6 protein-coding genes are annotated in these 12,603 nt (G+C 33.8%); 5 read left to right on the top strand and 1 reads right to left on the bottom strand.

Going from position 1 to position 12,603, the window contains the following annotated elements:
- Window positions 1–62: 62 nt before the first annotated feature.
- From BOW55_RS04100 to BOW55_RS04115, 4 genes are all read left to right on the top strand, one after another.
- Complete coding sequence (locus tag BOW55_RS04100; RefSeq protein WP_129023086.1) at window positions 63–965, top strand: GLPGLI family protein; 903 nt, start codon at window positions 63–65, stop codon at window positions 963–965.
- Between the two features lie 39 nt (window positions 966–1,004).
- Window positions 1,005–3,692 carry a carboxypeptidase-like regulatory domain-containing protein gene (locus BOW55_RS04105; protein WP_129023087.1) on the top strand — a complete coding sequence of 896 codons (2,688 nt, stop codon included), beginning with the start codon at window positions 1,005–1,007 and terminating at the stop codon, window positions 3,690–3,692.
- A 92-nt stretch (window positions 3,693–3,784) separates the two neighbouring features.
- A complete protein-coding gene (locus BOW55_RS04110; protein ID WP_129023088.1) occupies window positions 3,785–6,019 on the top strand; it encodes a hypothetical protein in 2,235 nt (744 codons plus the stop codon).
- Between the two features lie 143 nt (window positions 6,020–6,162).
- A complete protein-coding gene (locus BOW55_RS04115) occupies window positions 6,163–7,629 on the top strand; it encodes a M28 family metallopeptidase (RefSeq protein WP_129023089.1) in 1,467 nt (488 codons plus the stop codon).
- Window positions 7,630–7,890: 261 nt separating this feature from the next.
- Here BOW55_RS04115 and metK read toward each other — a convergent pair whose 3' ends face one another.
- Window positions 7,891–9,141, bottom strand: a complete 1,251-nt coding sequence (metK, locus tag BOW55_RS04120; protein WP_089052574.1) for a methionine adenosyltransferase — start codon at window positions 9,139–9,141, stop codon at window positions 7,891–7,893.
- A gap of 530 nt (window positions 9,142–9,671) precedes the next feature.
- Between metK and BOW55_RS04125 the strand changes: the two genes are divergently transcribed.
- On the top strand, window positions 9,672–12,518 hold the full coding sequence (locus BOW55_RS04125; protein WP_129023090.1) for a TonB-dependent siderophore receptor: 2,847 nt from the start codon (window positions 9,672–9,674) through the stop codon (window positions 12,516–12,518).
- Window positions 12,519–12,603 lie beyond the last annotated feature (85 nt).

A 12,603-nucleotide genomic window follows, 5' to 3' on the forward strand; every position in this document is an offset into this window, starting at 1 on the left:
AAAATTAATAATACATTTGAGTGTAAGTTTTGAAAAGCTTACCGAATTACAAAAAGAAAGAAATGAAAAAAGGATTTTACTTGCTTTTGATTCTTGTTTTTAGTCAAGTACAAGCACAAAAAGATTTTCAAGGATTAGCGGTTTACGAATCTAAAACTCAAGCGCCTAAATTTGAAGGTGTGAGAACCGGAAATCGCGATATAACACCAGAAATGCAAAAAAGTATGGAAGAGCGTCTGAAAAAAATGCTCGAGAAAACATTTATTTTAAATTTTGACAAATCGGCATCCATTTATAAAGAAGAAGAAAAACTCGAAACTCCCGGACAGCAAGGCGGCGGAATGCGAGTTATGATGAATTCGTTTATGGGCGGCGGCGGCACTTTTTATAAAGATGTTAAAACAAAATCGTACACGGTTGATAAGGAATTTATGGGAAAAGAATTTCTAGTTGTAGATTCCCTTCCAAAATTAGAATGGAAACTAGAGCAGGAAACCAAGCAAATTGGAGGTTACAACTGTTTTAAAGCAACAGCGGTTAAAGAAGCCAGTAAAACTGATTTTAGAAACTTCAGACCTAAAAACAATGATGATAAAAAGGAAGAGGTAAAAAAGACGTCAGGAGAAACTAAAACAAATTTTGAAGATAATTTTGAAATTCCTAAACAAATCGTAGTTACGGCTTGGTATACACCAGAAATTCCAGTTAATCAAGGACCAGAAAATTATTGGGGACTTCCGGGTTTGATTCTAGAAGTAAATGATGGCAAAACTACCATTTTATGTTCCAAAATAGTGTTGAACTCTAAAGATAAAGTCGAGATAAAACCCTCAAAAAAAGGAAAAGTTATTTCTCAAAAAGAGTACGACGCAACAGTGATTAAAAAAATGGAAGAATTTAGAGAAATGAATCGCGGACGCGAAGGTGGTCCAGGTGGAGGAAATACAATAATGATCAGGCGATAAAACGCTAACTCTAAAATATTTATCCTAATTATTTTCTTGATGAACAAGACGCTTTTTTTATTCGCCTTATTTTTTACTTCTATATCCTTTTCTCAGAGTGTTCGTTTTGATGGAGTTATTCAGGACGAACAAAAAAATCCGTTGGAAATGGCCAATATTATGGCAGTTAACAACGGAACAAAAGCAATGGATTCTTATGGGATTACTAATGATAAAGGGAAGTTTCAGCTTACTTTAAAATCGAATACCTCTTATACAATCAAAGTAAGTTATCTTGGAATGAAATCTAAGGAAATTGCCGTTTCGGCCAAAACTGAAAATATCAGCCAGAATATTGTTTTAGATGGAGCAGGAATTGAATTGGAAGGAGTAGAAATTGTGCGTGAAATGCCAGTTTCTATAAAAGGAGATACAATTGTTTATAATGCCGATTCGTTTAAATCTGGAACAGAAAAGAAACTTGAGGATGTTTTGAAGAAACTGCCGGGAGTGGAAGTAAATGCCGATGGAGAAATTGAAGTTGAAGGAAAAAAAGTGAGTAAATTGATGGTTGAAGGCAAAGACTTTTTTGACGGTGATACCAAATTAGGTGTTAAAAATATTCCAGCAGATGCCATTGATAAAGTACAGGTTCTTAGAAATTATAACGAAGTAAGTGCTTTAAAAGGCTTAGAAAACGATCAAGATAACGTAGCGATGAATATCAAACTAAAAGAAGGAAAGAAAAACTTTTGGTTTGGAGATGTTACCGCAGGAATTGGAGTTGCAGAACTAGACAGTCGATATATTATTAACCCAAAATTGTTTTATTACAGTCCAAAATACAGCATTAATTTAATCACCAATTTTAATAATATTGGAGAGCTGCCGCTTACCGCACAAGATTATTTTAAGTTTACCGGCGGTTTTAAAAATATGATGAAAAAGGGAGGGAGTTCTTTTAATGTTTCTTCAAATGATTTAGGAATTTCTATTTTAAGAAATAATCGCGCCAAAGAAATTGAAACCAAATTTGGAGCAACAAACTTCGCTTATTCCGTTTCAAAAGCATGGAATATTAGCGGTTTTGGAATACTTTCGACTTCAAAAACAGATCTTGAAACCAAATCACAGACTACAATTCTTGATTCTGGAGATCAGCAGAAAAGAGATGAATTAACGCATCAAAAGAATAATTTGGGGCTTTTTAAATTAAGTTCAACCTATAAACCAAATGATAAATTTCAGTTTGATTATGATATTTTAACCAAATTATCAAAACAAAATGAGGATACTGATTTGCTGCGCGAATCAATTGTAAATAATGCCTCAACAGTTGAAACTATTTTGACTGGCAAAAAACAAGATCCGACATCAATAAATCAAAATTTGAGTTTGTATTATACACAAAGTACCAAGAATATATTTGCTTTTGAAATGCAGCATCTATATCAAGATGAAAATCCGTTTTATAACGCCAATTTGCGCACGCAGCCATTTGATTTGTCAGGCTATATTTCTGGTCAAAAAAGGAATGATCTCAATCAAAACCGATTTGTAAAGACTAATAAACTAGATGCTAAGTTGGATTATTATTATATGGTAACACCAAAAAGCAACATCAATATTACTTTAGGAAATACCTATTCGTATCAGGATTTTAATTCTCATATTTTTCAGATGTTAGATAACGGAGATAAAAATGATTTGAATGATGCGGCCAATAATAATGATGTAAATTATAATTTTAATGATGTCTTTCTAGGTTTTCATTATAAAATCCTAACAGGAAAATTTACTTTGACTCCTGGAGTAAGCGTACATTCATACCAAATGACAAATACGCAGTTAGGTACAAACTACTCGCAAAATTTTGTAAAAGTACTGCCTGATTTCTTCGCTTTATATCAAATCAAAAAATCAGAAACGCTGACCTATAATTTCTCTTTAACCAATGATTTTACAGATATTAATCAGTTAGCTGCGGGTTATGTTTTGTCTGATTACAGCAGTTTATTTCGCGGTAATAGATTTCTGGAAAATGCGACTTCTCAAGTACATTCGCTTCGTTACTTTAAATACAATATGTTTAATTTTGAGAATATTTTTGCCAATGCATCTTACACTAAAAAAGTAGATGCTATAAAAACCAAAGCCGATTTTGAAGGAATTAATCAATCATCAACACCATACAATTCAAATTTAGCCGATGAAACTTTTAGCGGAATGGGAACTTACGGACGTTCTTTCTTGAAAAATTATAAAGCGTCGGCAACTGCAAGTTTAAACTGGTCGAAATTCAACAATATTCAAAATGATAAACTGGCAACGACAGAAAGTTTTGTGCAGAGCTACACATTAAAGGCATCGACAAATTATAAAAACTTCCCCAATATTGAATTTGGATACAATGCGTTAATCAACAAATACAGCGGTTCTACTTATTATACAGATAAGCCATTTGCCCGACTAGATTATTACTTTTTAAAAAGTTTTTCGTTTGTTTCAGAATATGAATTCTACCATTATTATAACGGAAATAAAACCGTAGATAACGAATATGATTTCTTGAGCGCCAGTTTAATTTACCAAAAAAAGAACAGTAAATGGGAATACAAAGTTTCTGCAACAAACTTATTAAATACAAAATATCTTAACGACGACAGCTTCTCGCAGTTCTCTACAAGGGTTTCTCAATATACCGTTCAGCCGCGATATATCATATTCTCAATGAAATACAATTTATAGTATTTTAGTTACATTATTTTAGATTTAAGTGTTCCGATTCAGACAATAAAGAAATACCTTTGCGCAACAAAATTAACCACAAAATTTTAGTCATGCGCAATCTTATTTGGAGTTTAATGCTCTTGTTTAGCGGAATGTCTGCATTCTCCCAGACAAAAACAATTGAAAAAGGATCATATCTATCTACAGATAAAGGTCAAAAAATCAAGCTTAATTTATTAGATAATAATAAATATGAGTTGATTCTATATTCTGGTGATTATGAAATCAAAGGAGATTCATTACTTTTTGTACAAAATGGAAAAGATAAAAATATTTTTGATCTTTCTTTTGTAAACAATAGTAAAGCAAAAAAGATCAAAGTAAAATTTATAGATCCAGCCTATTATCCTTTTTATATTGGAACTCAAAAGGGATCAGATTCAGTTCAATATCAAAGTTTGATAGATATAAAAACCAAGTTAGACCCTAATTGGATCAAAGCCGATTTAGAGTTTGAAATTGATAAAGCAAATTTTTTGTATTTAGTGTATGAAGGCTACGAAGGAAGTTCTAGTGTTTATAAATATGCTTTACCAAAAGAAGTTTCAGAAATAACAATTAAGTATGAATTGCCAGTTTTAGGTGATTTAAAGCTGTCTGGTTTTTTTGATCAAAAGATTGGCGGGTTGAAAATTTCTGAGAAAGCAGGAAAAAATCCGTTGACATTTTTTAATGAAAAAAATGCTCAGCCAGAGAAATCTCAAAAAGTTATTCCGCTCGAAAGTAAAACTGTTTCAAACTGGACTTATCCAGGAAAAGAAGAAGCTTTAGCAGCATCAGCTGCAGCAGACAGCGTTGCAGAACCTCTTTCCCTTGATAGTATTGCAGCGGTAAGCCAAGTAGATTTTAAGCTTAAGATAGAAAATAATCTAAAAAATGCACTTGCAGCAACCAAACAAGTCAAAGATAAATTTTTAGTAGTTGTAGTGAATGGCAAAGATTCTGCAAAAACTGATTTTGATTTCTTTATAAAAGGTCAGGAAACACAGATTGGATATAATATGTATACCGAATACAATCCTCAATATGATGTGTACAATTTTTATTTGGCAGGAGCCGAAGATAAAAAATGGCTGAAAAACAATAAAATTGCAAACGATCCAGCTATAATAGTTTTGAATGGTGATGGAGAAGTATTAGCACAAGCAAAATCAGATTTAGCAGGCAAGGAATATCAATTTGGATATTACAGTGATTTTTACCGTCAGTTAAAACGTGCAGATGCTTTTTTAGTTTTTGATAAAGCAATAAAAAATAAAAAAGCAACAGATGCAGATTTGATAAACGCTTTTAATAAAGTTTCAGCTTTAGAAGTTTCATACGATTATGATACTAATGATGTAACAGATCCTAATTCAACAGATTTTGTAGTAACGAAAGCAGTCCAAGATAAAAAAGGAATCGAAAAGATTTGGAAAAAACTTATTGAAACACATCAAAAAGATACCAAACCAAATATGCTTTTGGTAGAAACGATTTTAAAAGAAATCAAAGATCAAGGATTTACTAAACAGCTTTTTAAGGAAGAAAAGATTCTTAATGACACCGATTTCTTAGCAATAGATTATTTGATAAAACACTATGATGCTATTGAAAAAATAAACAAAGAGGTTGAAAACAGTACAGTCGAATCGGCTGACGGAATGAAAATAGGAAACCTAAGCGCCGAAATTTCATTTGCTTTACAGCAAGATACTTATGCAGCACAAGATGAAACCGAAGGGAAGACAAGTCAAGATAAAGCTATTGCGGTATACAAAAAGTTAATTGCAGCAGGAAAAGGTGGTTTTGACTGCTACAAAAATTATTTAAACTATCTAAGTCAAGAGGCGGAAAAGAATGGTAATGATGCTGCTCTTTTAAAAGAATTCAGCGCTTATTTTGAGACTTATTTGTCAACAGAAAAAGGAAATGCAATTCAGCGCTTAGACGATTTATTTGCAACAATCGATTATAATTCTGATTATTCGTATAACGGATGGAATTCATTCAAAGAATATAATTCAAACCTTTGCAACTCGGCAGCGTGGGCAGTTGTTTTAAAACCTGAGAATGCTGATTATATAAAATCAGCAATCAATTGGTCAGAATATAGTTTGGTTGTAACCAAGAATAATCCCTACTATTTAGACACTTTAGCACAATTATATTATAAAGACGGGCAGAAACAAAAAGCAATTGAAACGCAAACATTGGCTGTGAAATATTTGAATCCTCAGGTTGAAGCAGAAACGGCTGCAGAAATTAAAGAGACATTAACTAAAATGCAAAACGGAACGTATTAAAATCAATATTTGATAAAAATGAAATGGCTGTCTATATTGACAGTCATTTTTGTTTATTAATCGTTGCTATTTGCTGTTTTTGATGTAAAAAATTGAAAAAATTGCCTCGAAATGCTTAAGTTTGAAATACTAAATTAAAATGTATGAAAAACAAAATGCTCCTTGTTTTACTTGCCTCTGGCGCACTGACTTTTGCACAGGCAATTAAAAAACCGTTAGTTTCGGCAATAACAGATAAAGATCTTAGAACCGATATGTATCAAATGGCTGGAGATCATTTTAATGGTCGTGAAGCCGGAACACTTGATGAACTAAAAGTATCGATGTGGCTTGCTAATAAAGCTAAAGAAGCCGGAATGGCTCCAGCTGGAGACGATGGAACTTATTTTCAGTTTTTTGATTTGTACAGACATCAGGTTACGCCAAATACAAAATTTAAAATAGGCAAGAAAGAATATAAATTATGGAAAGATGTTCTGGTTGCAGAAACAACTAATGTAAAAGTTGAAGGTTCTTTAGTGTATTTGGGAGCCGCAACAAAAGAAGAAATCGAAAAAGCCGACATTAAAGGAAAAGCAGTTGTTTTACTGGCTTCAAAAGAAGGAATTGCTGATGATATTTCGCTTTTCGACAGAAGATATCCGGGTTTAGTTCGAAATAAATATTATGATCTTGTTGTAAAAAAAGGTGCCGTAGCGCTTATTATGGTTGCTGACGAATTAGCAGAACAAAGCTGGTCTCAAGTTGAACCACAAATGACAAGAGGAATTTACGGAATTGAAGGTTTCCGTGACAAAATAGGTGCAACAATGCCAGTTTTTTGGGTACACGGAGATCAATTAGAATATTTAAAAACGACAAAAGATATTTTGTCAACAGAAGTAGTTTCTGAAACCTATAAATATCCTTCAGTAAATGTTGTGGGTACAATTGCAGGAACTGACCCTAAGCTGAAAAATGAATATGTACTTTTCAGTGGTCATCAAGATCATGACGGAGTACGTCAAAAATATGGTCAGGATTCTATTTATAACGGAGCAGATGATAATGCAAGTACTTGTGTAGCAATGCTGGCAATTGCAAGAGCCTATAAAAAACAGCCGGGAAAAAGAACAGCTTTGTTTGTATTTCATGGTTCTGAAGAACGCGGATTGTTAGGATCGAGATGGTATGCAGCACATCCGACAGTTCCAGAAAAAGACATTGTAGCAGTTTTAAACGGTGATATGATTGGAAGAAACAATGTAAATCAAGCAGCATTGCTTGGCTCTAGTTCTCCTCATGAAAATTCATCTGATTTAGTAGCCATTGCCAAAAAAGCAAATGATGAAGGACCAAAATTTGATTTAGATAAACTTTGGGACAGACCAGAACATCCAGAGTATTTTTACTTCCGTTCAGATCATTTGCCTTATGCGAAAAGAGGAATTCCTGCCGTTTTCTTTACAAGCGTGCTGCACAGCCAATATCATACTCCAATGGATGAGTCTGAAAATATTGATTACGTAAAACTGCGTAAAATGACAGAATGGATGTATCGTACAGGTTGGATTTTATCAAATGATGCCAATCGTCCTAAAACGTTGCCAAATGTGCAATTAGAGCGATAAACGATTTTTATAGATTAGGTTTGATCTGTATTATTGTTTGAACGCAGATGACACGAATTTACTTCGTAAAGACGCGGATGAAAACGGATTTTATTTTATATTCTGCTCAAAGCAGAAAATAAACAAAGAAAAAAAATCCGTGTCATCTGCGTTTTCGCGATAGCGAATCCGTGTCATCTGCGTCCAATTTATATGCTGTAAAAAAAGAATGGCTGTCTAAAATTAATAGACAGCCATTTTTATATTAAAGAATCTGAATTATTACAATCCAAATGCAGCTTTTACTTGGTCAACAAAATCAAGTTTTTCCCATGTAAACAAATCAACAGTAACTGTTTTTGTGTTTCCTCCAGGAGCAGAGAAAGTTTTAGTAACCGTTTCTGGTTTACGTCCCATATGTCCGTAAGCAGCGGTTTCACTGTAAATAGGATTTCTTAATTTTAATCTTTGCTCGATAAAGTAAGGACGCATATCAAAGATAGCTTCTACTTTTTTAGCGATTTCACCGTTAGTTAAGTTTACTTTAGAAGTTCCGTAAGTTTCAATGAAAATACCCATTGGTTCAGCAACTCCAATTGCGTAAGAAACCTGTACTAAGATTTCGTCAGCAACACCAGCAGCAACTAAGTTTTTAGCGATATGACGAGTTGCGTAAGCAGCACTTCTATCTACTTTACTTGGATCTTTTCCAGAGAATGCACCACCACCGTGAGCACCTTTTCCACCGTAAGTATCAACGATGATTTTTCTTCCAGTTAAACCAGTATCTCCGTGAGGACCTCCAATAACGAATTTTCCTGTTGGGTTAATATGGTAGTTGATTTTATCATTGAATAAATGAGCGTGAGCTGGGTTTTTAGCAATGATTCTTGGAATTAAAATTTCAACAATATCTTTTTTGATTTTAGCAAGCATTGCAGCTTCTTCGTCAAAATCATCATGTTGAGTTGAGATAACAATCGCATCAATACGAGTTGGTTTGTTATCGTCGCTGTATTCTAAAGTTACCTGAGATTTAGCATCTGGACGTAAATAAGTGATTTCGTTATTTTCGCGTCTTAAGATTGCTAATTCTTGTAATAATTTATGAGATAAATCAAGCGCTAATGGCATGAAGTTTTCAGTTTCGTTTGTAGCGTAACCAAACATCATTCCTTGGTCACCAGCACCTTGCTCTTCTGGCTTAGCTCTGTCAACACCTTGATTAATGTCTGCAGACTGCTCGTGAATTGCAGAAAGAATTCCACAAGAATTTGCTTCAAACATGTACTCGCTTTTAGTATATCCAATTTTACGGATTACGTCGCGTGCAATTTGCTGTACATCAAGATAAGTATTCGATTTTACTTCACCAGCTAAAATTACCTGACCAGTAGTAACAAGAGTTTCACAAGCTACTTTTGAGTCAGCATCAAATGCCAAAAAGTTATCAATTAATGCATCCGAAATTTGATCTGCAACTTTGTCTGGATGCCCTTCACTAACAGATTCTGACGTAAATAAATAAGCCATAATAATGTATTAAATTTAAAATTAAGCGAGAAAAATAATTGCTAAAAAGGGCTAAAGGAGAGTTTCTGCTTTAGCATTTTTTACTACTGAAATATTTGTTTCAGCATCCATAACGAACCGTTTCATTATGAAGAGGTTGCAATCAGTTCAAATTTTTCCTCTGTATTCGCGTGCAAAGGTATAAAACCATTTTGATTTGCAAATCAAAGTTTTGATTTTTTTGTTTTTTTAGGCGTAAATTTAACATAACATACTAAATTGATAGGGTAGTAGAAATTATTTCTGTTTTTGTTTGGTCGATTCAAAAATAGTTTGCAACTTTGCCCCATCAAAATAACAAAAAAATGAAAACAACAGTTTGCAATATGATGTCTTGTAAGATGCCGGAGTTATCCGCAGAGATACTATTGTAGTTTTTTTTCAAAAATATATACATAGAACCTCTGCAGATTGCAGAGGTTTTTTTTTGCACAAGAACGACTGTAATTCTTTTTTAAAACCAAACAAAACACTAATTAATCAGAAAAACAATGAAAAAAAATGTATTAATCGCCTTAGGTCTGCTGACTTTTTCAGGCATTCAAGCTCAGGAAAATAAAAAAGAGCAGGATAGTTTGAAGAATAATGAACTGTCAGAAGTTACCATAATAGGTTCAAGAAGTAAAAATAGAGTTAAAACAGATGTGCCGGTTCCGGTTGATGTTTTTAATGTATCTGAAATAACAAAAGGAGCGCCGCAAACCAGCGTAACTCAAATATTAAATTATGTTGCACCATCGTTTACTAGTAATGCAACATCTACAGCTGATGCAACAGATCACGTTGATCCTGCACAATTAAGAGGTTTAGGGCCAGATCAGGTTTTGATCTTGGTAAACGGAAAACGAAGACATACAAGTGCTTTAGTAAATATAAACGGATCACCAGGAAGAGGTTCAGTAGGAACCGATTTAAATGCAATCCCATCTTTTGCAATCGAAAGAATCGAAGTTTTAAGAGATGGTGCGGCAGCTCAATACGGTTCAGATGCTATTGCCGGAGTAATTAATATAGTACTTAAAAAGAATGCTAATTATCTATCAGGAGGTATTCAGTACGGTGCAAATTTATCTTCAGGATCTAACAACTTTAAAGGCGGTGCTGACGGACAAACTGCACAGGTTGATTTAAATTATGGAACTTCTTTAGGAAAACCGGGAAGTTTTTTAAATATTACTGGTACAGCCGTGACTAGACAGGCAACAAGCCGAGCAGGAATTAGAAGTAATGCTATTTTTAATGCTTACAATGCTGTAGAGAACAGAGCGGCGCAAAACGGTGTTGAAATTAACTCGCTGTTTAGTAATATAAATACAACTCCAAACTCAGCGCAAATTTTGACATCATTAAAACAATATGCGCCACAAGTAAGTTATTTTACGCCGGCACAGCAAAGCGCTATTGCTTCGGCATCAACGCTTACGCAAATGCAGACTGCTTTGAATTTTGATGTAACTAATAATGAATTGGCTTACAGAGGCCAGCAAAGAAGTGATTATAATATGAGTGTTGGTCAGTCAGAACTGGTATCTGGACAAGCATATTATAATGCAAAATATCCTTTAAGCGAAATCACATCTTTATATTCATTTGGTGGAATCTCCTATAGAAATGGTAAATCGTATGCTTTTAACAGGCTTCCAAATGGTTCAGGAACTTTTACACAAGTGTACCAAAATGGATTCTTGCCTGAGATAGAATCAGACATTCTAGATGCTTCGGCTGCAGTAGGGGTTACTACAGAATTATTTGGTTTTGATACAGATTTGAGTTCAAATCTTGGAACAAACTCTTTTAAATATGATGTAAACAATACTATTAATGCAACTTTAGGAACCAATTCGCCATTTAGTTTTGATGCAGGTAAAGTTTCATTTTTACAAAGCACAACAAATTTAGATTTTAGTAGAAAGTACGATGTTCTAGCAGGTTTGAATGTCGCTTTTGGCGGAGAATTTAGATATGAAAATTACCAAATTAAACAAGGTGAAGAAGCTTCATACGGATTGTATGATGTAAACGGAAATGTAGTTTCTGGAATTCTTCCAAGTAATTCACCTTTAATTGTTACTGATTTTTTTGGCAACAAACGCGGTGCTGGAGCGCAAGGATTTTCTGGATTTCAACCTTCAGATGCTAAAGAAAGAGATAGAAAAAGTGGAGCGGCATATATAGATTTAGAATTGAATGCCACAGAAAAATGGCTGGTAAATGGAGCGGCGCGTTATGAAAACTATTCAGATTTTGGAAGTACAGTTACTTTTAAATTAGCCTCTCTTTTAAAATTAAATGAAAACATAAATTGGAGAATTTCTGGACAAACTGGTTTTAGAGCGCCTTCGTTACAACAAAAATATTTTGAATCAAGTTCAACACAATTTATTAATGGCTCACCTTATCAAGTAGGTTATTTTACAAATGATTCACAAGCTGCAAAAAGCATTGGAGTAGAAAATTTAAAACCAGAAAAATCAAAAAGTATCAGTACAGGATTTACATTTAAAATTCCAGCAGCAAATATTACAATTGCAACAGATGCTTACTTTACCAGAATTAATGATCGAGTTGTATTGTCAGGACAATATGCAAGACCAACAGATGCACAGATAAATGCGGCAACTTCACAAAGTCAAAAAGACGCCTTGACATTGTTTCAACAAGCGTTTGATCTTAAAGGTGTAGAAAGAGCTTCGTTTTGGACAAACGGAATTGACTCTGAAACGAAAGGAATTGACTTAGTAATTTCTCAAAAATATGATGTAATTCAGGATTTCATCATTCGAAACGATTTAGCATTAAGCTATAATGAGACCAAGAGAGTAGGTGATTTACATATTCCAAAATCTATAATTGATGCAGGTGGAGACCCTTATATTTATTCCTTTTTTCCTGAATCAAGCCGAATTTATTTAGAAGAAGCAATTCCGAAGTTGAAAGCAAATTTAATGACAACGTTCAGCATTAAGAAATTAGATATTTATTTAAGAAACAGCTATTTTGGAAAAGTTACAGATCCAGGAGCAACAGATGTAAACTTAGACGGATTTTCATCAGTATACGAACATCCAGAATATAGTGCAAAATTGGTTACAGATTTATCTTTAGGATATCAAATCAATGAACATTTTAGAGCAACAATTGGCTTTAATAATATAGGAGATGTTTATCCGGATAGAAATAATCCCGCAACTCCCGCATTTACAAATACAACTCCAACATTGTCGCCTGCGCCAAGCACAGATTTGAGCAACGCAAATCAATTTGCATACTCAAGAGCAGTGTCTCAATTTGGATTAAACGGTAGATTTGGTTTTGCTCGTTTGAGCTTTAAATTTTAAAAGTTGAAAGAGTCGGCTGCTCCCGATAGGTATCGGGATGTACGGATTAACCGAATTAGCATTGATTTTTTTGAATCTTTGTAAT

Source organism: Flavobacterium sp. YO12, assembly GCF_004119495.1.
GTDB lineage: Bacteria > Bacteroidota > Bacteroidia > Flavobacteriales > Flavobacteriaceae > Flavobacterium.